This window comes from Paenibacillus sp. alder61, from assembly GCF_020179875.1.
In the GTDB taxonomy this organism is placed as follows: Bacteria; Bacillota; Bacilli; order Paenibacillales; family Paenibacillaceae; genus Fontibacillus; species Fontibacillus faecis.
The window spans coordinates 1-21,362 of sequence record NZ_JAIUDG010000022.1; the positions used below are offsets into that span (position 1 = coordinate 1).

Below are 21,362 nucleotides of genomic sequence, written 5' to 3' on the forward strand. Positions count from 1 at the left end.
TAATTCATCAAGAAATCCGGGAGCAACAGCGATCGGAAGAACATTTCACCCGGCTGCCTCTATCCCTCCATCATTAGTTCAACTCATTACGACTAACTGATGTTAAGGTTTTTGCAAGTTTAATGCCTTCGGTGAGAAATAGCGGTCTTTTGGGGCCTTATTTTAAGGAAAAGCGGGCTATAACCTGATTTTTGAACCCGCATCCGTGAAATAAGGCCCTTTTTGGCCGCTATTATTCCCGAAAATGCAAATCGGGCCAAAATAACGGCCCAAAAGGCCGTTATTCGATGGGAGGCAAGAGAAGCAGCGGGTACCAGCCCCCGTTTCCCACGCTGCCGCTAAAATCGGCGAATAAGTCTAATATAGGCTGGCAAGGTTAGCACCCATGTTAGTAGGGTCTCCCGAGGAAAGATAAGGTGTTCGGCTTGGAACGGCAGGAATCTGAATTCGTGTTTGTGGGTTCGCTAATTTTGTTCTGTACCCAACATTGCCGGGTAGAGGTATGTCCTCAAGCAGGCCAAAGTCCTCATACCCTTGCTTGAGATAGAAGTCCGGTGCCTGGAAATCGGGCGTATCCAGATGGATCAGTTTAGCGCCGGAATTTATGAAACTATGCAAATCTCCTTTGGTTTTGATGTGGGGTCTGCAGCATCCATAGGCAGATCCCGATCCGTAAAAAGAATGTCGACCTCTTCAAGCCGCCCGATTCGAAAGGGGAAATTCACGTTCATTTTCGAATGATCCGCCAGCATGACCACGTTTCGCGCTCTGGCGATCATTTTCTGCTTGATCAGCGCATCCTCCAAATGGACCCCGGTAATTTCTCCTTCATCGATCCCGCACGCCCCGGTAAAAAACCAATCCGCCCGATATTGTTCCAAGGCGTCAAGCGCAGCCGATCCGTATACATACTGATCCCGCGAATGGAGTCGTCCCCCCAGAAGGATCAGTTCCACCTTCGGTGAATGGCTGAAGGCTTGAGCGATATGGAGGGAATGGGTCACGATCGTCAAGACCCGGTCAACGATAAATTCGGCCATACAAGCTACCGAAGTGGACGAATCCATGAACAGCAGATCCCCGTCTTTCGGCAGAGAGGAGGCCGCTTTCGCCAATTTCCGTTTAAGGTCTCCGCTTTCTTCCTTCCGCTGCGCATAAGTTTGAATCGTGGAAGAGACGGCGCCCCCTCGGGTTCTGGTGATCCGGCCTTGCTGCTCCAGCTTGACCAGATCACGTCTTGCCGTGTCCCTCGATACTTGAAACGTGTCGCAGATATTTTGCACGGTCACTAATGCCATCGTTTTGGTCATGTCTTCAATGAGGGACAATCGGGTTTCCTGGTCCATCGGTATCGCTCCTTGTTAGGCCTCTAATTTAAAGGTCAGCTTGTAATTTCGACCCGATTGTTCTCGGGATCCAGCACGACGCTTTCATAGCACCCGTCCCCGGTCCACCGGGGCTCGCCGATCACGGCGTATCCGTCATTTTTCAAACGCGCGGTCAATGCGTCAACCTGCTCCACGCCGCCGACCGAGACGGCCATATGGATAAAGCCCAGAGCCTGAAAATCCACGGTGTTCTGATGCGGATCCTTCACGTCGGGTCTTTGCATCAATTCCAAACGGCAGCCGTCGTCGTAAGAAATAAAGTAGGACGAAAAGGAGGTACGGGGATTCACGTATTTCTCGTTGGCACGTCCGTTGAAATAGGTAAGGTAAAAGTCCTTCATTTTCTCCAAGTCCTCGCACCAAATGGCGATATGATCTATTCTCATTCAGTTTCACTCCTCACATAATATAAGTTATATCACTTAATATATAAGCAAAATAGCTTATTTGCAAGTGGGAGGGAGGAGGTAAGGATAAAACAGCCCCAGCCCCCCATGACGAGGCCATACCTATCTTACTTCCGCTTAGCAAGGAACAAAACGAAACCATTTCAGGTCAAACTGACTTCTCGGCAAAAAATAAAGGTAAGCACTTGCGAGCCTTGGATACGCTACAGCGCGAGTTGGGCGACTGATGGACGACCCGGACCTGGATTCCGTTAGGACCTTTTTGAATATAGGGGGTGATGTCCAGTTCAAACGTGGAGTAGCCGTATTTCCATACGCCGGCAAGTTGACAGTTGACATACAGCGAGAGCGAGGAATCCATATAGACCCCTTCAAATCGCAGGGCACGAAGAGCTTGCTGGGGTATTGAGAGACAATGGAGGGTATGGCTAGATTCTTGATGTGAATGAAATGGGGCGCGGGCTGCGAAGGGAACCCTTTGCGGCCCGCGTCTTGTCGCGTTTCCGCGAGGTCGTTTCCATAGGTTGGGAATTTTGATATACTGGGTGTGATCTGCAACTAAAATGAAGCAGGTGACATTATGAAATCGGTTACAGTCTATGACATCGCGAAAGAAGCCAATGTCTCCGTCGCAACCGTTTCCCGGGTGCTGAATAACACCGCACCCGTCAAAAAGGAAACCCGGGAGCGCGTCAAGGAATTGATCGACAAATATCAGTTTCAGCCCAACGCACTCGCCAGAAGTCTGATCAAAAAAGAAACGGGCATGATCGGCATTATTCTGCCGGACATTACGAATCCTTTTTTCCCGGAGGTGTTGTCGGGGTTCGACCAGGAAGCGAGGAAAAAAGGATATACGTACTTCCTCTGCGACACGGTGTCGGCCAACGCGGACGATGCCGAGCAGTATGTCAGGGAGTCGCAGTACCTGAACGTGCTGGCGGAGAAGCAAGTGGATGGCATCGTTATGCTGGGAGGCCGAATTGATCTGGCCAAGCCGGGCAGAGAACTGGTCGAAGAAGTGGTCGATGTGGGGAAGAGGCTCCCCGTTCTGCTGATCAATGGCCGAATCCCCGGGGCGGGCCTTCCCGCCGTCGCAAGCGATGAGCGGTTTGGTGCCGAGCTGGCCACCACACATCTGATTGAGCTCGGCCACCGCAAAATCGCCCTTGTCGGCGGATATCGGCACATGAGCAACACGCTGCAGCGCACGGCGGGGTTTACCAAAACGATGGAGCGGTACGGGCTGGAGGTTCGGAAGGAGTGGCTGCTCCACGACGGATTTTCGGTAGACAGCGGAACCGCATTTATGGACCGGCTGCTCCGGCTTCCGGATCGCCCGACCGCCGTGTTTTGCTTGAACGATTTGGTGGCGATCGGAGTGCTTAAAGCCGCCGTCAAAGCCGGTTTGAAGGTGCCGCAGGACATGTCGATTATCGGATACGACGACATCCCGTTTGCGTCGTACAGTATCCCGGAATTAACGACCGTATCGCTGCGGGCTCATGATCTTGGACGCACGGCGGCGGAAATTCTGCATAAGATGATTACCAAAAGCAAGGTGCCCAAAACCACGCTAATCAAGCCCGAACTGGTCATTCGGGAATCTACGGGCGCCCCCGCGCCACATTGAACTTTCGGACGGGGGCGTTTACGAACAAATTCCAGGATTGACAACCGTGATGGGCTAAGCTAAAATATCGATGAAAACCCTTACATTTATCTACTAATCATACTCCTCTTCGCACCAATTCGTACGTCATCCTTTTCACTCTTCATTTAAGAATACCAAGTTTTTTTCTTCCAAATCAGATTTGTCGTTCCGTTTACGAGGTTATCCTGACTCCCTTTTTCTCCGAGTATATGAAACCCATTTCATTAAAATTTTAATGACCTTCGCCTTTTTACACTCATTTGTTACGGTCTCGAATGTTCACTTGCCGTTTACTGTTACACGAAACACCCCATTTTCTATGAATACATCAAAATGAAACGGGTTTCATGAAATGGGTTTCATATAGAGTTACGCAGTCTGTTCATTTCCGATTGGTGAGGAGTGATGTTGATTGAGTTCTCATGTTCATGCAGAGTCGGTTGTTCGCCTAACCCCCGAATCCGTCGAAATCGACGGCGAAAGCGTCATTTTATTATGTGCTTCGCTCTTCTATTTTCGGATACCGCGGGAATTGTGGAAGGAACGAATGCTGCAGCTCAAGGCGATGGGGTATAACTGCATCGACGTTTATTTTCCTTGGAATTATCATGAACCCCGGGAAGGCGAATGGGACTTTACCGGGATGCATGACGCGGAGGCGTTTTTGCGGATCGCCGCAGAAAGCGGACTATGGGTCGTTGCGAGACCCGGTCCCTATATTTGTTCCGAATGGGACGGAGGGGGCTTGCCGGCCTACCTGCTGGCGAAGGGACCGGAAATAAAGCTGAGGGAGTACGATCCCGGCTTTTTGGAGCAGGTTGCCAAGTGGTACGGAGTCATCTTGCCGATCCTTCGCCGCCATCAGGCGGGGGAAGGCGGAAGCGTCATCTTGGTTCAACTCGATAACGAACTTGATTTCTACGGATGCGGCGACCCCGAAGCCTACATGTCGGCGCTCCGCGATATGGCCGTTGCTCATGGCATCAAAGTTCCGCTGATCGCCTGCGCCGGACAGGGGGGGATTGTCCAGGCCACGGGGCTGGCGCAGGGAGTGATCCCGACCTGCAATTTCTATCCCGATGATCGCGATCCCGAGTTTGAGGCCAAGGTGCTGCATTACCGCGCGGCACTTTCCGACCTCGGGCTCCCGTTAATGGTGACGGAGACGAACCGGAGCCATTATCTGCTCCGCAGGCTGTTGTCGGCCGGAGCGAAACTGCTGGGTCCGTACCTGCAAGTATCGGGGACGAACTTCGGGTTTACGAACGCCACCAATAACTGGGGCAGGCCGCTCGCCTTCCTGGCTTCGGATTATGATTTCGGGGGGATGATTTCTCCCGAAGGGCATATCCGGAGAGAAGGCTACGAAGGCAGACTGCTCGCCAGATTGCTTCAGTCTTATGGTCCAGCTCTGGCGGCAGCGGCGGTAGATCCGCATCGGCTCTGGAGCGGAGAAGGGGATATGAGGGAGGTATTCGGTCCGTTCGGGCTTCGGCTAAAAGGAGGCGGCAGTCTGCTTTTCTTGTCCAATGGAGCGGAGGAAGCCAGATCTTTCGCACTGCGGGCCCAAGACGGGCGAAGCATTCCGACCGCGGGAACGTTGACCCTCACCTCGCGCGGGTCCTTAATCTTGCCTGTCGATGTCCCCCTTTCGCTTTGGGGCGTTGACGGCAAAGTGATTTACGCAACGGCCGAGCTTTATTGGGCGAAACCGCAGGACGAGGGAATGGTTTTGGCGTTCCATCAGGCGGTGGATGGCGGGGAGATTGCGCTGGATCTAGACAATGTCTTGGAGTTTGAAGCAAACGCGGCGGCGGTGATCCGGGAGAATGACAGATTCACGATCCAAAGAACCGGCGCCGAAACGGCCTGTATTCGCTTCCGCTTGAAGGGAGGGCGGCAGCTTACGGTCGTCATCAGCGACCGTTTGAAAGCGCTTTATGCCGAAAGTGTCTCGCTAAACGGGGAATTGACCGTTACTGAACCGGATTTCCGTGAAGAACGGCTTCATGACGAAGGTGCGGGCGTGAGCTGGAAAAGATCTTTGGCAAAACAAGGTGAGCCGGCCGTTCAAGCTCAAGCTGTTGGCGAAACGCACGACAGCAGGCTTGAACCGTTGGAACGACTCGGCGTCTATCGCGGTTTTGCCTGGTATGAAGCCAAAGCCGCCATCCCGGAAGGGAAAGAAGCGGCGGGCGTGCTTGTAAGCAAAGCCGGGGATGTTGTGTCGCTTTACGCCTCGGGCCGGTATGCCGGAACTTTCACACCCGGCGGAGGGACCGTCTATGCCCCCCTGGAGAATGCGAGAGCGGAACCGGATCGAGGCGGACTCCCGATCCGCGTCAGGGTGGAAATTTGGGGGCACTCCAATTTCGACGATATCCGCCTCCCGGGGCTCCGGCTCCATTCGAAGAAGGGCCTGGAAAGTATCATCGCCGTCACGGGAATCCGCGACATCACCTCAAATTGGCGAATGTCTCCGGCAGCCGAGCATTCCGCTGGTGATGCGGCGGCCTTCCAGGCGGAGGAATCTTGGCACCGGGTAGTCGGGTTCGGAGGCTGGTTGTCCGATGATCCGTATCCGGATGAAATTTACAGCAAAACTTTAACTACCTCGGCGGATGTCAACCGCTGGACTCTGCACTTTCAAAACTTGCGGGGGAAGGCCAGGCTGTTTGTGAACGGCATCGATGCCGGTTTGATCCATCCCTGCGATCCCTTCGTCGACGTTACCCCTCATGTGGTCCCCGGCGAAACGGTGCATCTGGCCGTCCGTCTGCAACGCATGATGGGCCAATCCGCGGGACGGGTCATCTTGTATGAGGGAGTCTCCGCGGCCGATTACGTGATAAGAGCGGCTGAGGAACCGGAACTTCTCGCCAGCGCCGGGACGGAAGCCGCACAAGATTTGCAGGAGCCGATCCAACTGCCTATCGCCACGGATCCCGGCGCCGTGGGCTGGCTGCAAGGCGTTGTAGGGAACTCCGCCGCCGGTAAAGGCTGGAGGGTGCATGTGGCCGGCTCGGGGCTGAAGCTCACCGTGTTTATGAACGAGACGATCGTCGGCCGCCTTTGGCTGCCGGGGGGCGCCGGCCGCCCGGTGATGACCGGAGGAAGCGCGGATTCGTTCTACCTCCCGGGGCCATGGCTTGATCGGAAGGAAGCGCGGCTTCTGATCTACCTGGAGGCCGTTGATCCGCAGGCATCCGGAAGACTGGAGGCGCTGGATTTTATACCCGTATAAGGAGGTTCGCTATGGAGACTGCTGCACAAGCCCGGGGCCGCAAACGTCAGCACCTGCATTCCGGCAGCCGGAGGAGACGGTTCTGGAACAACAAAACGCTGCTGCTGATGTGTCTGCCCGCGATTCTGTTCTTTATCGTATTCGCTTATTTGCCGATGCCCGGCCTGTATTTGGCTTTCATTAAGTACAACTACACGGACGGCATATTCAAGAGCCCGTTCGTCGGTTTCGATAATTTCAAGTTCCTGGTCATGACCGGCGATTTGTGGAGACTCACATTAAATACCGTCCTTTACAACCTGGCCTTCATTCTGCTCGGCAATGTGCTGCAAATCGTCGTCGCCGTCTTTTTAAATGAAATTCGTCTGAAGTGGTTCAAAAAGGTATCGCAAACGCTCATGTTTCTGCCTCACTTCATCTCGGCCGTTCTGATCGGGCTGATCGCTTACAATGTGCTGAGCTATGACTACGGATTGCTGAACTCGATTCTGACTTCGCTCGGGATGGAGCCCGTCAAAACCTACTCCAACGCAGGCATCTGGCCTTTCATTATTATCCTGACCTATTTGTGGCAGTCGACGGGGTACGGCTCCATCGTTTATTTCGCCGCGATTATGGGATTGGACAACGAGATTATCGAAGCTTCGGAGATCGATGGGGCCAACGCCTTTCAACGAATCCGCTACATCGTTCTTCCCTGGCTTAAACCGACGTTTATCATCCTGCTCCTGTTCTCTTTGGGCGGGATCCTCAGAGGCAACTTCGGGCTCTTTTTCAATCTGGTCGGTGCCAATAACACCGCGCTTTACGCGACGACGGACATCATAGAAACCTATGTGTTCCGCGCGCTGATGACCAACTTCAACTTCTCGATCGGCAGTGCGGTCAGTTTGTACCAGTCGGTCTTCGGATTTGCCGTAGTCCTTACGGCCAACTGGCTGGTCAAGAAATTGTCGCCCGATAATTCTCTCTTCTAGGAGGCGTTACGCATGGATGACCTCATCGAAACCCGAAGCGTCCGAACGGATTTCAGCGGAATCCTCGTGAAAATCGTCGGCTACGTATTTATCGGACTGTTTTCCCTGTGCTGTCTGCTGCCATTCCTGCTCGTGCTGGGCACCTCGTTTACTTCCGAGGATGCGATCAAACGGTTCGGGTTTAATTTTTGGCCTCGGGAATTCAGCGCGTTTTCGTACAAAATCGTCTTCGAGAACCCGGATCTGATCATCGGCTCCTATCTGGTGACGATGGGTATTACGGTGGTCGGCACCGCCGTGGGACTGTTCCTCGTTGCCATGACCGGTTACGCGCTGCAGCGGCCGGATTTCGAGTACCGGAATAAAATTTCATTTTTTATCTATTTTACGACGTTGTTCACGGGGGGCCTTGTTCCGTTCTACCTGCTGGTCACGCAATACCTGCATCTGAAGGACAACTACCTGGCGGTTTTGCTTCCCGGCCTGATCAGCCCGTTTCTGATTATTATGATGAAAAGCTTCGTCCGCTCCATCCCGCACGCGATCACCGAATCCGCCAAAATCGACGGCGCCGGCGATTTCACGATTTTCATCAAGCTTATTCTGCCGATGACGACGCCGGCGCTGGCGACCATCGGTTTGTTCATCGCGCTGGGGTACTGGAACGAATGGTACAACTCGATGCTGTTTCTGTCGCCGGATATGAAATACCGGCCGCTGCAGTTGTTTCTCTATAACGTGATCACCAGCGCGGACTTTGTCCGGAACTCGGCGGCGGCCTCCAATGTGGAGCTGCGCGATGTGCCGCTGGAGTCTATGAAGATGGCGACCGCCATCGTTGCCACGGGCCCTGTCATTTTGTTCTACCCGTTCGTGCAGCGTTATTTTATAAAAGGAATTACGGTTGGGGCGGTAAAAGGCTGAATTTCATTACGAAGGAAAAGGGGAGGTCATGATCGATGAAGACGAAATGGGGAAAAGCTTCGATTGTGTTGCTGGTATCCGTCATGGTGTTTATTCTCTCCGCATGCGGCGGAAGCAACGAGGGCAAGGAGACGGGGAAATCCACCCCGGGAACGGCGCCCGGTTCCGGTCCGGACACCTCGAAGTTCGTCAAGATCAGCTATTTGGTGCTCGGCGATAAGCCGAAGAACGGACAGTTCGAAAAGGTGCTGGCGGAAGTCAACAAGTTCATGAAGGAAAAAATCAATGCCGAGCTCGAATGGAAGTGGATCGAATGGGCGGATTGGCAGACCAAATATAATCTGGCGCTGGCCTCCGGCGAGCCCATCGATCTGATTACGATCGGAACCGACTGGCTGGACACTTGGGGAAATGCGCAGCGCGGCGCTTTTATGAACCTCGATGAACTACTGCCCAAGTACGCGCCGGAAACGTGGAAGTCCATCCCCGAGGAAGACTGGAAGGAGAGCCGATACAACGGCAAAATCGTGCTGATCCCGGAAAACGACTACACGCAATGGGTAAACCACGGCTTCTTTTACCGCGGCGACTGGGCGAAGGAGGCCGGCCTAACGGAGCCGATCAAGGATTGGGAAGGCATCGAAACTTATCTGCAATATATCAAAGATCATAAACCCGGTGTGATCCCGTGGGATGCGGCTTCGGGGACGCAGACCTGGGGCGGATTTATCCAGTCGTATACCGATCAGTTGGAGCTGCCGATTTCAACCGGATTCCTGCCCGTCTTTACGGCAAAGTCCTATGATGAGAAATTTACGGTCACGAGTCCCGTGTTTGAGGACGTTTTTGTGAAATATGCAACGATGATGAAGAAATGGGCGGATCAAGGCTTTTGGCGCGAAGATGCGCTGAACAACAAAAACAACAACCGCGATGCCCTGAAGGCGGGCTTGTCCGGTTTGGACCAGCATCATACCCAAACGTTCTCGGGCCTGCGCGTGGAAATGGATAAATTACAACCGGGATCCGAGCTGCAGATGTTTCCGTTCTCCCGCACCCGCGGTACGAATTTGATGGAGCTGTCGATTACCCATGGCGGCACATCCGTCGGGGCCCATAGCAAAAACCCGGAGCGCGCCCTTATGGCTTACGATTTGATCCGCAATAACGAGGAGATCTACCATCTGATCAATTACGGGATCGAAGGGGTGCAGTACGAGGTGAAGGACGGCAAGCGCGTTCAGCCGGAAGGCTTCAAGGATGCCGAGCACGGGTACTATTCGGACTTCTGGGGTGGGCGTGTCGACAAATTTGAAATTCCGAGCGCGAACTCTTGGGATCAGATCGAAGAGACGCTGTATGCCGAATACGACAAAATTAAGAAGCCGTATGTGTACGGGCAATTCGTCTTTGACAAGACGCCGGTAGAAGCCGAGTTGACGGCGATCTCGCAGGTGACGGGCGAGCTGGGGCCGGCGATTGTCCTCGGCAAGGCGGGGGATCCGGCCCAGGCGGTGGAAGAATTCCGCGACAAGCTCAAACAGGCGGGCTACGATAAAGTGCTGGCGGAATTGCAAAAACAGCTCGACGCCTATAAAACCCAGCTGGGCGAATGAAAAGCGAATAAACCGACCATTACCGCTATCCCGGATTTACGGGATAGCGTTTTTGTTGCGGCTTTAGCCAGTTGAGTGCGTGAAACGTGCGAAACAAAAAACCACCCGCTATGCGGGTGGAAGGATTGAGGGTTTGACCACTAAGACCATTCCGATAAACTTGAGATGTTTAGGCTCAAGGAAAGGAATGGTCTTCCATGGCAACCAAGAGCTATAGCCTAGCTCACACAAAGTGGATGTGCAAATACCACATTGTATTCACCCCGAAGTATAGACGGAAAGAGATTATAATCAAGTGAGAAAAGATCTGATTGAAATCTTCAAACGCTTATGTAAGTACAAAGGTGTAGAGATCATAGAAGGTCATATGATGCCGGATCATGTACACATGTTGGTAGCGATCCCACCGAAGATTGCAGTCTCATCATTCATGGGATATCTAAAAGGAAAAAGTTCGCTAATGATCTTTGAGAAGCATGCCCAGCTCAAATATAAATACGGAAATCGAAAATTCTGGGCAGAAGGATATTATGTGAGTACGGTGGGTTTAAATGAAGCAACGGTAAGAAAGTACATTCGAGAACAAGAAGCACATGACCAAGCGGTAGAAAAGCTGAGTGTAAAAGAGTACGAAGATCCGTTCAGCAGCAACAGGAGCAAGAAGAAATAAACCAGTTTAACTGGTAAGTGAAAGTGACAAAAACACTGAGCCTGAACGGATTTGGGGTCAGGCTAGCGTCTTTAGGCGCAGTTTGGCAACAGGGGGTTATACCCCAAGAGCAAACCACCCGTTGGACGGGTGGATATGATTTAGTGATATGTCACATCCAAAGAGGCGCCTAGTGTGCTTCCAGGCTTCGAACTCCAAAAAGATGCAAATCTGCAGGTATTTCTGGCCGGTCCCCGCGGGAATTCTAAAAAAGATGCAAATCTGCAGGAATTTCCAGCGATTTTAGAGAAACGAGCCGGTTTCGTCGGAAATTCCTGCACATTTGCAGGTATTTAGAAATTTTGAGTCCAAACAGGAAAAAAGCATGCAGATATGCAGCAATTTTATGTCATCAAGGTTGTGTGAAGGGGTGCTAGTAATAATCGCGCCCCTTCAGAGGGAGGCAAAAGCGGTAACGGCATAGTAGCTTGAACGTAGTGAAAGCAAGCGCCTTTAGACGCGAGACACGGGTAGTTTTGATTTAAATTTTTCATTTTGTGAATCCCGCTACAAAATGAAGACGAATTTTCTTTTACCATTAGATTTGTGAATAAGCCAAGAAAGGGGAGACGATGAGGAAGCCAGGAAAGCTCGCGGTTTAGGAAAAAAACTGGCCAAGTGTTACTAGGCAGCATGCATCTAAGGGAGGTAAACATGAGGAAAGCGGCAAAACTTGCGGTATGCATCATCTTAACGGGAACCATCCTGGCACAAATGGTACATCCGGTTCATGCCCAGCTCGACGGGATCAAGGATCCTCCGGTCATGAATCGTTTATAAACAACCCTGAGGTTCCGCTCTTGCTACCGCCGATATCGGAAGGAAGCATATAAAGAAATATGCAGTTCACAAACCTCGCATGGGGCCCAGCCGGCCATGGCATTCTCGCTCCGCAACGATGGGTAGACGGGAAGTCTGGCGGGTAAACCATTAAAACCCCGGGCTAAAGCAACACATGCCGAAACGGCCGTAATGGTACTTCGCTTGTTGGAATACTCCGGTTTCATCGAGGTACCAAAACAACAGAAATAACACGCAAGCAGCCTCGGGTGCATTCGCACTCGGGGCTGTTTATTAAATTTTGGTGTGACAACACCTACTTTTTATACCGCGAATCGTTTGCACTTGGGAAAAAAGCCATTATGATGAAATATATAGCCCCTCAAAAATTTGTGGAGGATCATAAAGAAGAATTCGGACAAGTTCATAGAATTGAATGGAGTAAAAGGAGCCGTGGACGATGTATGGATCTGTATCAAAGAAAACGCTGGAACGAAAATCACAAACAATTAACGGGGATTCTGACAAAGGCTGCGGAGCATGAGAAGGCTGTCGAACTTTTTTAAATCAGCATGCCATGCTTCATTCCTCCAACATATCCCAGTCTGAATCTGAAACTCTAGAAGATGTCCTCCTGCAAAATTTGCCGTAAGCACAGTTCCGACGCTACCCCGCGGTTACCCCGGATACCCGTTTGGGGGAAAAAGACCTGGGCAGGCCTTGTGCTAATGCCGGCCACCCGGCACAATTTTGTCCATCTGAACAAGGCGATACGGATCAAGCGAAGGAAAAGTCAGTCAATCACGCCTTGACGTTGAGGCGTTTTAGATACTGGAATCAGAAAGGTTGAAGAGAGTGCCAACTTATAAGGGCTTTTACGCAAAATATACGGACAGATATGTAACGGTTTACCAAGCGTTTAATCATCTCATTGCGGACGAAATCATGGATAAAAAAACATTCGGTCCTTCTTTTAAGTTGGATAGAATGACATGGATCAAGCCATCATTTTTATGGATGATGCATAGATCCGGCTGGGGAAGCAAAAACGACCAAGAAAGAATATTGTCCATCGACCTTTCCAGAGAAGGATTTGATTATATTTTATCCAAGGCGGTATTAACCAAATATAAACCTAAGATTCATGGATCGTCCGCCGAATGGAAAGCCATGTTGAGTGAGTCTGATGTGGTATGCCAATGGGATCCCGATCGAGATATTTACGGAAACAAACTGGATCGAAGAGCAATTCAACTCGGATTAAGAGGAGAAGCGGTGCAGAAATATGTAAACGATTGGATACATACGATTAATGACATTACAGATATGGTTCACGATTGCAAACGACAAATTAGCCACGGTTCATTTAATAGTGATTTATTACCTGTGGAGAGGGAATACCATACAAACTGACAAGCTGCAATGGAAATGAAAGTTGATGAGCCCCGTCATCCAACGATAAAAAGAGCACCGCCGATGAAGAAGGAAACGTCCGGCCGTGCTCTTTTTCTATTCCCTTGTTTACATTCTCAAAGCGGCGGAAGCCATTTGGATGTCGTTGGCGAGCAGGTGCTCCAGGTTGTAGGAAGGATAGTAGCCGTTCGAGTACATGAAGTTAAACACTTTGGCATGAAGGGCTACGCCGGTATTCAGATGCCTCAGAAAGGTCTCGCGCAAGCTGGGGGTTGCCGTTTCCGTAATGGCGATCGCGTAGGTACGCACGGCCGTCTTGAAGAACCCGAGCAGGTTGGCCGCTTCAAAGGCCGTAGGATCCGGGAAGTGGCTGCGGTGCGCGGTTGGAGCCATAGGGTAAAACTTCAGCAGGTCCTTCAGATTTTGCTCCAGGACGCAGATTGTCTCTTCGTAAAGACAACGGAGGGTAGGATCTTGTATGGTCGGACATAGCTTTTTGAAGAGAACCAGATGCGACGATTGAAAGGCTACCAGTTCATGCAATTCCATCGTTTCATGCCAGGCCAAATGTTTGTGGGGCATGGGGTTTACGTTCACAATGTCACACTCCAAGTTTTTAGTTTGGAATATTCTATGCATTCGCCCAGAATTGGTGCGTGTATTAAATTTAAGTAACATATAAAATATTATGTAAACCAAAATAATCCGGTTATCCAAAATGACTTGGATTTGTCCGCTTTTCACTTTATCAGCAAACCTGATAGTTCCTATAAGATCATTCGAATTGACCATTCTTTCAACCTGTGATAATTTCAAGATAGTATAATTCTGATCATATTAGTAGGAATTGAATTTACGGAAGTTTTTGTGAGGTGGATCTATTGGAACTGCAGGTGACAAACAGCCCTTTTAATCAAGAGCAGGCGGAATTATTGAATCGATTGCTTCCTACGCTGAGCGAGCTTCAGCGGTTATGGCTTAGCGGATATCTTACGGCATTGCACGGCGGTGCCGCGACCGTCCCAGTCGGAACAGGGATACAACAAGCGGGAGGAGCGGCGGTGTCGGCTCAACCCGTTCCCGTCAAGGCGATCACCAAGGAGGTCACGGTCCTGTTTGGCTCCCAAACCGGAAACAGCAACGGACTGGCCAAAAAGCTGGCTAAACTGCTGCAAGAGCGCGGATTTTCGGTGCAGCTGACATCGATGGGCGATTTCAAACCGAATACGTTAAAAAAGATCGAAAATCTGTTCATCGTCGTGAGCACGCATGGAGATGGGGAGCCGCCGGACAGCGCCATCCCGTTTTATGAGTTTCTGCACAGCAAGAGAGCGCCGCAACTGGAAGGGACCCGCTACTCAGTGCTGGCTTTGGGCGATACGTCTTACGAATTCTTCTGCCAGACCGGCAAAGACTTTGATAAGCGGTTGGCCGAATTGGGCGCCAAGGCGATCGTGCCGCGCGTCGACTGCGATGTCGATTTCGAAGAACCGGCCTCGGCTTGGATGAGCCAGGTCGTTACCGCGTTGACCGACTCGGCCGCACAAGAAGTAGGGCCTCCGCAAACGGGTGCGGCCATCGGCTCCGCTCCTTCGCTCGCGGTCAGCGATGCCGAACCGGCGTATTCGCGCAGCCGTCCTTTCCAAGCCGAGGTGCTGGAAAACCTGAACCTGAACGGCCGCGGTTCCGAGCGGGAGACCCGCCACTTGGAAATTTCGCTGGAAGGTTCGAATCTCCGTTACGAACCCGGTGACAGCCTGGGCGTATATCCGCAAAACCATCCCCAGCTCGTGGATGAGCTGATCGAAGCGGCCGGCTGGAAGGCGGACGAAATCGTAACGCTTGGCAAAACGGGGGAGACCGCGCCGCTTCGCGAAGCGCTGCTGCGCCAATACGAAATCACGGTGTTAACGAAGCCGCTGGTCACGCAAATTGCCGAATTGAGCGGGAACACCGGATTGAAGGAACTGATTGAACCGGAACAAGCCGAGAAATTGAAGGCTTATCTTCAAGATAGAGATTTGCTGGATTTGATCCGGGATTTCGGCTTGAAGGGGATCTCCGCGGCCGAGCTCACCGGACTGCTGCGGAAAATTCCCCCGCGGCTGTACTCCATCGCGAGCAGCCAGAAAGCCGTGCCGGATGAAGTGCATATCACGGTCCGGGCGGTGCGCTATGAGGCGAACGGCCGCAACCGTTACGGAGTTTGCTCGGTTCAACTGGCGGAGCGTCTTGCGCCGGGCGATTCACTCCCCGTGTTCATTCAGCACAACCCGAATTTCAAGCTGCCGGAGAATCCGGAGACGCCGATTATCATGATCGGGCCGGGAACCGGGGTCGCTCCCTTCCGCGCCTTCCTGAGCGAACGCGAGGAGACGGGAGCTACCGGTAAAACCTGGCTGTTCTACGGCGATCAACGTTTCTCCACGGATTTTCTGTACCAGGTGGAATGGCAGCGCTGGTTGAAGGAGGGCGTTCTGACCCGGATGGATGTCGCTTTTTCCCGCGATAGCGAGCAAAAGGTGTATGTTCAGCACCGGATGCTCGAGAAGAGCCGGGAGCTGTATGCATGGCTTCAAGACGGCGCCGCGGTTTACATTTGCGGTGACGAGAAGAAGATGGCCCACGACGTGCATGCCGCACTGACGGCTATTTTGGAACGCGAGGGCGGATTGAGTCCTGAAGAGGCTTCGGAGTATCTGACCCGCATGCAGCAGCAAAAACGTTACCAGCGGGATGTTTATTAAGAAGCAAGTTCCCTAAGGACCCGCGAGAGGAGAGACTTGGAGCATGTCAGAAAATAATTTGATGTCGCCAAACAGTGCCCCGCACAGCGACGTGGAAGATATTAAAATCCGCAGCAACTACCTGAGGGGGAAATTGGCGGAAGTCCTGGAAGACCGCATTACGGCTTCGATTCCCGAAGACGAAAACCGCTTGATGAAATTTCACGGAAGCTATATGCAGGATGACCGGGACTTGCGGAATGAACGGAAAAAGCAGAAACTGGAGCCGGCTTATCAGTTCATGCTGCGCGTCCGCGCCCCGGGCGGTGTCGTCACGCCGGATCAATGGCTGATGATGGACCGGATCTCGCAAGCCTACGGCAACGGAACGATCCGGTTGACCACGCGGCAGTCTTTTCAGCTGCACGGCGTTTTAAAATGGAATATGAAGAAGACGATTCAGGAAGTGCATCAGTCGATGCTGACCACGCTGGCGGCTTGCGGCGACGTGAACCGGAACGTCATGTGTAACCCGAATCCGCACCAGTCGGAAATTCATGCGGAAGTCTATCAATGGGCATGCCGTTTAAGCGAGCATTTGGAGCCGCAAACCCGCGCGTACCATGAAATTTGGCTGGATGGGGAAAAGGTGGCGGAAAGTCCGGACGGCGTCGAACAAGAGCCGATTTACGGCAAGGTTTATTTGCCGCGGAAATTCAAAATCGGCTTGGCTGTCCCGCCTTCGAATGACGTGGACGTCTTTTCGCAGGACCTGGGCTTTATTGCGATTGTGGAAGACGGCAAGCTGGCCGGTTTCAATGTCGCCGTCGGCGGCGGTATGGGCATGACGCATGGCGACGTAAAGACTTACCCGCAAATCGCGCAGGTCATCGGCTTCTGCACGCCGGAGCAGGTGATTGAAGTCGCCGAGAAGACCGTGACCATACAGCGGGATTACGGCGATCGTTCGGTCCGGAAACACGCCCGGTTTAAATACACGATCGACGACCGCGGCATCGACTGGTTTATCGCGGAGCTGACCCGGCGGACGGGGTGGGAGCTGGAGCCCGCGAAGGCTTACTATTTCGAGAATCACGGCGACCGTTACGGCTGGGTAAAAGGCTCCGGCGGCAAATGGCATTTCACGCTGTTTATCGAGAACGGCCGGATCAAGGACGATCCCGATTATCCTTTAATGACGGGGCTGCGTGAAATCGCGAAGCTGCATACCGGGGATTTTCGTCTGACGGCCAATCAAAATTTGATCATTGCCAATGTGACCAGCGCCAAGAAAAAGAAGCTCGAAGAGCTGATCGGCAAATTCGGTCTCACGGATGGGGCGCGCTACACTTCACTGCGGCGGAATTCGATGGCTTGCGTGGCGCTGCCGACCTGCGGCCTTGCGATGGCGGAGTCCGAACGGTATTTGCCCACTCTGCTGGACAAAGTGGAGAAGCTGCTGGAAGAGAACGGCCTGCGCGAGGAAGAGATCGTAATCCGGATGACCGGCTGCCCGAACGGCTGCGCACGGCCGGCGCTGGCGGAGCTTTCTTTTATCGGCAAAGCGCCCGGAAAGTACAATATGTATCTCGGCGGCGGCTTTGCGGGCGAAAGGCTGAACAAGCTGTACAAGGAAAATATCGGGGAGACCGAAATTTTGGACTCCTTACAGGAATTATTTGCCCGTTACGCAAAAGAACGGCATGAAGGCGAGCATTTCGGCGATTTTACGATCCGTGCCGGGTACGTGAAAGAAGTTCGGGCGGGGCAGGATTTTCACGCGTAATTAATCATATTAATTAAATGGATATATACAGGACAGTCCTTATGTAGTGCGGGGCTGTCCTGTTTTGTTTAGGGCTTTAGCCAGTTGAGCTCGCGAAGCGTGCGAAAGAAAAAAACAGCTAATGGGATCGTGATCATAGGAGTGTTCAAGTTACTATGTATTACGAAGGCTAAAGGTGGCTTAATGGCTAATCGAAGTGGAATGTCACATAAAAAGAGGCGCCTAGAGTGCTTCCAAACTCCCAACTCCAAAAAGATGCAAATCTGCAGGTATTTAAGTCGATTCCCGAGGGAATGCGAAAATAGATGCAAATCTGCAGGCATTTCCAGAGATTTTAGAGAAACGAGCCGGTTTCGTCAAAAATTCCTGCAGATTTGCAGGAATTTTAAAATTTGGGGCCCCGAACAAGAAAAAAACATGCACATACGCAGGAATTCAATGTTACCAAGGTTGCTGAAAGGGGACTAGTAATAATCGCACCCCTTCAGGGGGAGACACTAGGGCTTGGGTCTCGCGAAGCGCCCCACAATTTCCGTGGACTGCACCACGTTCATAAAGGCCTGGGGATCGGTCTGCAGCACGGTTTTTCGGACGCTGGCCAACTCGTAACGGGTCGTTACGGTCATCAGGGTATAGTTTTCTTGTTCACTGTAACCGCCCTCCGAATGGATGCAGGTAATCCCGTGATGGAGCTTGCGGAGTTGACACAGCATTTGGTCTTTATGCTTCGTAATAATGAAGCAGGTCACCTTGATGTGCCCGACATGGATCATGTCGACCACTTTGCCTTTGACGAAGGTGGACAGCATCGAATACAGGGCCAGATCCCAGCTCTGAAAAAAACCGAGGGCCAGGATGACGGCTCCGTTCATCAGGAACAGAATATTACCCATAGGAACGTCCCGGGTACGCGTCACGATCGAGCCGAGGATATCGAAACCGCCGGTGGAACCGCCGGCCCGCAGGGAGAACCCGATGCCCGCCGCCGAAATAATCCCTCCGAATACGGCCGCCAAAATGGGGTCTTTGGTGATTTGGATGACGGGAATCAGCTCCATAAACCAAGTCGTGCCGATGACGGAAATACAGCTCAGAACGATATATCTGCGTCCCACCGACTTCCATCCCCAAATGATAAGCGGGATATTTAAGACGAAGAAAACGTAGGATATATTCCATCCCGTAATATACCCGATGATGGAAGCGACCCCCGTCACACCGCCGGACAAAAGCTGGTGGGGAATCAGGAATAAGTTTAGACCGGCGGCCACCAGCAGAGCGGATAAGAGGATCACCCCCACTTCCTGCATCGGTTTAAGTGAAGCTTTGAGCGGTTTGTTTATGAACGGAGCAACCGAATTTCGATTCATGACCAAGCCTTCTTTTCTCAACAATTTTTGGCTATAAAAAAATATTATCGGTTTAAATTATCTTTTTTATCACCATATCAGACTATGACAAATGTATCATTTTGAATCAAGCTTCGTTTATCCTTGTTTTGGGGCGTTTTTTCACAATAAGCTCGTTTCATCTTGACTAATGAGCGGTAATCTTGTAATTTAGCTATAAATTGCATGAAATCCCAATAAGCGAAGACCAAGGCCCCTCGGTTCAACATTCGCCGATTCAGAGAAGAAACCCGCCGGCTGAAAGGTTTCCCGGTGCGAAGAACTGGAGATCCTACCTTGCGAGCTGCCGTCAATGATACGATCATTCGCCGGCCGGCCTATGCCGTTATCGATGAAGGACCTTTGCCCTTGTTTCCTTGCGGAATCCTTTTTGCGGAAGGAACGGGCTGCGGTTAAATAAAGGGTGGTACCACGACACATTCGTCCCTGACGAATGTGTCTTATTTTTTTCCAGGGTGGAAAGGGGAAGATCGAAGATGCGACAAAGCGGATTACTGTTAAATACATTGAGGGAATCGCCGGGCGATGCGGAAACCGCGAGTCACCGGCTCTTGCTGCGGGGCGGCTTCATCCGCCAATTGGCCGCAGGGATATATACTTATTTGCCGCTGGGCCGCCGGGTATTGCGGAAAGCGGAGCAAATCGTCCGGGAAGAAATGGATCGGGCCGGTGGGCAGGAAGTGCTGATGCCGGCGATGCAGCCGGCCGAATTATGGCGGGAATCCGGACGCTACGAGGTATACGGTCCGGAGTTGATCCGGCTGGTGGACCGGCACGGCCGCGAATTTGCGCTGGGTCCGACCCATGAAGAGGTCATCACGTCGCTGGTGAAACAGGAAATCAACTCCTATCGCCAATTGCCGATGACCCTGTATCAAATCCAGACCAAGTACCGCGATGAGCGCAGACCGCGCTTCGGTTTGCTTCGCGGGCGCGAATTCCTGATGAAGGACGCCTATTCCTTCGACGCGGACTGGGAAGGGCTTGACCGCTCCTACCAAGCGATGTTCGCGGCCTATCACCGCATTTTCCAGCGCTGCGGCCTGGAGTTTCGCGCCGTGGAGGCGGATGCCGGAGCGATTGGCGGCGAGGGAGGAACCCATGAATTCATGGCTTTGGCCGATATCGGGGAGGATACGATCGTTGTTTGTACGTGCTGCGATTACGCCGCCAATTTGGAGAAAGCGGAAGCCCGGGAAGGGCGGGCGACGAAACGCGGAGAGGAACAAACGGAGCATTCGGCTGCATCCAGCGGCCGTCCGGAGATGGAGAAGTTCCACACGCCGGGCGTTAAGACGATATCCCACCTGGTGGATTCGCTGGGAGTAGGACCGGCGGACATCATGAAGACGGTCGTCTTCATGGCCGACGGCGAACCGGTGGCGGTGGCGATTCGGGGAGACCGGGAGATCAATGAGCTTAAGGTGAAGAATGCCTTGGGCGCGGAAATTTGCGAACCCGCCGATCCGGCTGCCGTCGAAGCCTTGACCGGCGTGCCGGTAGGGTCTGTCGGTCCTCACGGGCTGCGGCTCCGCGTTCTGTTCGACTCCACGGCGGCCGAGATGGAAGAGGCCATCATAGGGGCGAATGAACGGGATTACCATTTCCGCCATGTGGTGCCGGGAAGGGACTTGACCATCTCCCAGGTGGGCGATTTCCGCAATGTTCAGGAGGGCGAAGCCTGTCCCCGCTGCGCGGAAGGTACATTAAAGTACTATCGAGGGATTGAATTAGGTCATGTGTTCAAACTAGGGACCAAATACAGCGAGAAGCTGGGCGCCGCGTTTCTCGACGTTTCGGGCAAGTCGCAGCCCGTTATTATGGGCTGTTACGGCATCGGCGTTTCGCGGGTGTTGTCCGCCGTCATTGAACAGAACCATGATGAATACGGCATTATTTGGCCGGCCTCCCTGGCGCCTTTCCTCGTTCACCTTGTGCCGGTGTCGATCAAAGACGAAGCGCAAAAGCGAGTGGCTGAAGAAATTTACGAACGGCTTACGGAACTCGGCGTCGAAGTGCTGCTGGACGACCGCGACGAGCGTGCGGGTGTGAAGTTCAAGGATGCCGATCTGATCGGACTGCCGTTTCGCATCGTCATCGGCAAGGATGCTAGTCAAGGGCGGGTTGAATTCGTGGCGCGGCGTTCGCCCGGCGTGAAAACGCCGCTGGCCGTGGAAGAAGCGATCCGTCGGGTGCTGGAAATGTGAGGCGAAGCGAACGGTAGGCGCGTAAAATAACGGGAATTTTTCCCGTTATTTTGTTTTTCAGACTCGGTGGCTGCCCTTGCGGTTAGGACTGGAACCGGGATGTTTTCCCGGACTGGCGCTTT

15 protein-coding genes and 2 pseudogenes are annotated in these 21,362 nt (G+C 52.5%); 12 read left to right on the forward strand and 5 right to left on the reverse strand.

Features of this window, described 5'->3' with window-relative positions; translation table 11 throughout:
• Window positions 1-602: 602 nt before the first annotated feature.
• From LBW89_RS21040 to LBW89_RS27970, 3 genes and pseudogenes are all read right to left on the reverse strand, one after another.
• Window positions 603-1,346: a DeoR/GlpR family DNA-binding transcription regulator gene (locus LBW89_RS21040; protein WP_148457487.1), complete on the reverse strand. Its 744-nt coding sequence runs from the start codon at window positions 1,344-1,346 to the stop codon at window positions 603-605.
• 35 nt (window positions 1,347-1,381) lie between these two features.
• Window positions 1,382-1,774 carry a VOC family protein gene (locus LBW89_RS21045; RefSeq protein WP_148457489.1) on the reverse strand — a complete coding sequence of 131 codons (393 nt, stop codon included), beginning with the start codon at window positions 1,772-1,774 and terminating at the stop codon, window positions 1,382-1,384.
• Between the two features lie 229 nt (window positions 1,775-2,003).
• A pseudogene (locus LBW89_RS27970) lies at window positions 2,004-2,177 on the reverse strand (sugar-binding domain-containing protein); the annotation flags it as partial.
• A 198-nt stretch (window positions 2,178-2,375) separates the two neighbouring features.
• Between LBW89_RS27970 and LBW89_RS21055 the strand changes: the two are divergent.
• From LBW89_RS21055 to LBW89_RS21090, 9 genes and pseudogenes are all read left to right on the forward strand, one after another.
• Complete coding sequence (locus LBW89_RS21055) at window positions 2,376-3,428, forward strand: LacI family DNA-binding transcriptional regulator (protein ID WP_213505960.1); 1,053 nt, start codon at window positions 2,376-2,378, stop codon at window positions 3,426-3,428.
• 433 nt (window positions 3,429-3,861) lie between these two features.
• A complete protein-coding gene (locus LBW89_RS21060; RefSeq protein WP_225040226.1) occupies window positions 3,862-6,693 on the forward strand; it encodes a beta-galactosidase in 2,832 nt (943 codons plus the stop codon).
• Window positions 6,694-6,800: 107 nt separating this feature from the next.
• A complete protein-coding gene (locus LBW89_RS21065; RefSeq protein WP_225040321.1) occupies window positions 6,801-7,670 on the forward strand; it encodes an ABC transporter permease in 870 nt (289 codons plus the stop codon).
• Window positions 7,671-7,682: 12 nt separating this feature from the next.
• Entirely contained in the window at window positions 7,683-8,594 is a 912-nt protein-coding gene (locus LBW89_RS21070; protein ID WP_148457498.1) for a carbohydrate ABC transporter permease, read from the forward strand.
• 35 nt (window positions 8,595-8,629) lie between these two features.
• A complete protein-coding gene (locus tag LBW89_RS21075; protein WP_148457501.1) occupies window positions 8,630-10,210 on the forward strand; it encodes an extracellular solute-binding protein in 1,581 nt (526 codons plus the stop codon).
• Between the two features lie 197 nt (window positions 10,211-10,407).
• Window positions 10,408-10,880 (forward strand): annotated as a pseudogene (gene tnpA, locus LBW89_RS21080) (IS200/IS605 family transposase).
• 693 nt (window positions 10,881-11,573) lie between these two features.
• Complete coding sequence (locus LBW89_RS27585) at window positions 11,574-11,699, forward strand: hypothetical protein (protein ID WP_263639254.1); 126 nt, start codon at window positions 11,574-11,576, stop codon at window positions 11,697-11,699.
• Between the two features lie 362 nt (window positions 11,700-12,061).
• Complete coding sequence (locus tag LBW89_RS21085) at window positions 12,062-12,265, forward strand: hypothetical protein (RefSeq protein WP_225040227.1); 204 nt, start codon at window positions 12,062-12,064, stop codon at window positions 12,263-12,265.
• 289 nt (window positions 12,266-12,554) lie between these two features.
• A complete protein-coding gene (locus tag LBW89_RS21090; protein WP_225040228.1) occupies window positions 12,555-13,112 on the forward strand; it encodes a DUF4291 domain-containing protein in 558 nt (185 codons plus the stop codon).
• Window positions 13,113-13,220: 108 nt separating this feature from the next.
• Here LBW89_RS21090 and LBW89_RS21095 read toward each other — a convergent pair whose 3' ends face one another.
• Window positions 13,221-13,694 (reverse strand): spore coat protein, encoded by a 474-nt coding sequence (locus tag LBW89_RS21095; RefSeq protein ID WP_148457966.1) that lies wholly within the window; start codon window positions 13,692-13,694, stop codon window positions 13,221-13,223.
• Between the two features lie 299 nt (window positions 13,695-13,993).
• On the opposite strand from LBW89_RS21095, the gene LBW89_RS21100 reads away from it, so the two are divergent.
• Window positions 13,994-15,859 (forward strand): assimilatory sulfite reductase (NADPH) flavoprotein subunit, encoded by a 1,866-nt coding sequence (locus tag LBW89_RS21100; protein ID WP_148457967.1) that lies wholly within the window; start codon window positions 13,994-13,996, stop codon window positions 15,857-15,859.
• Window positions 15,860-15,902: 43 nt separating this feature from the next.
• Window positions 15,903-17,624, forward strand: coding sequence for an assimilatory sulfite reductase (NADPH) hemoprotein subunit (cysI, locus tag LBW89_RS21105; RefSeq protein WP_148457505.1), 1,722 nt, complete (start codon window positions 15,903-15,905; stop codon window positions 17,622-17,624).
• Window positions 17,625-18,121: 497 nt separating this feature from the next.
• Here cysI and LBW89_RS21110 read toward each other — a convergent pair whose 3' ends face one another.
• Entirely contained in the window at window positions 18,122-18,994 is an 873-nt protein-coding gene (locus LBW89_RS21110) for a YitT family protein (protein WP_211373369.1), read from the reverse strand.
• A 515-nt stretch (window positions 18,995-19,509) separates the two neighbouring features.
• On the opposite strand from LBW89_RS21110, the gene LBW89_RS21115 reads away from it, so the two are divergent.
• Window positions 19,510-21,240, forward strand: coding sequence for a proline--tRNA ligase (locus LBW89_RS21115; RefSeq protein ID WP_225040229.1), 1,731 nt, complete (start codon window positions 19,510-19,512; stop codon window positions 21,238-21,240).
• Window positions 21,241-21,362 lie beyond the last annotated feature (122 nt).

Excerpts from the sequence above, each read along its gene's own strand:
- LBW89_RS21040 (WP_148457487.1), bottom strand. The coding sequence starts at position 1,346 with ATGGACCAGGAAACCCGATTGTCCCTCATTGAAGACATGACCAAAACG.
- LBW89_RS21045 (WP_148457489.1), bottom strand. The coding sequence starts at position 1,774 with ATGAGAATAGATCATATCGCCATTTGGTGCGAGGACTTGGAGAAAATG.
- LBW89_RS21055 (WP_213505960.1), top strand. The coding sequence starts at position 2,376 with ATGAAATCGGTTACAGTCTATGACATCGCGAAAGAAGCCAATGTCTCC.
- LBW89_RS21065 (WP_225040321.1), top strand. The coding sequence starts at position 6,801 with ATGTGTCTGCCCGCGATTCTGTTCTTTATCGTATTCGCTTATTTGCCG.
- LBW89_RS21070 (WP_148457498.1), top strand. The coding sequence starts at position 7,683 with ATGGATGACCTCATCGAAACCCGAAGCGTCCGAACGGATTTCAGCGGA.
- LBW89_RS21075 (WP_148457501.1), top strand. The coding sequence starts at position 8,630 with ATGAAGACGAAATGGGGAAAAGCTTCGATTGTGTTGCTGGTATCCGTC.
- LBW89_RS27585 (WP_263639254.1), top strand. The coding sequence starts at position 11,574 with ATGAGGAAAGCGGCAAAACTTGCGGTATGCATCATCTTAACGGGAACC.
- LBW89_RS21085 (WP_225040227.1), top strand. The coding sequence starts at position 12,062 with ATGATGAAATATATAGCCCCTCAAAAATTTGTGGAGGATCATAAAGAA.
- LBW89_RS21095 (WP_148457966.1), bottom strand. The coding sequence starts at position 13,694 with ATGCCCCACAAACATTTGGCCTGGCATGAAACGATGGAATTGCATGAA.
- cysI (WP_148457505.1), top strand. The coding sequence starts at position 15,903 with ATGTCAGAAAATAATTTGATGTCGCCAAACAGTGCCCCGCACAGCGAC.
- LBW89_RS21110 (WP_211373369.1), bottom strand. The coding sequence starts at position 18,994 with ATGAATCGAAATTCGGTTGCTCCGTTCATAAACAAACCGCTCAAAGCT.
- LBW89_RS21115 (WP_225040229.1), top strand. The coding sequence starts at position 19,510 with ATGCGACAAAGCGGATTACTGTTAAATACATTGAGGGAATCGCCGGGC.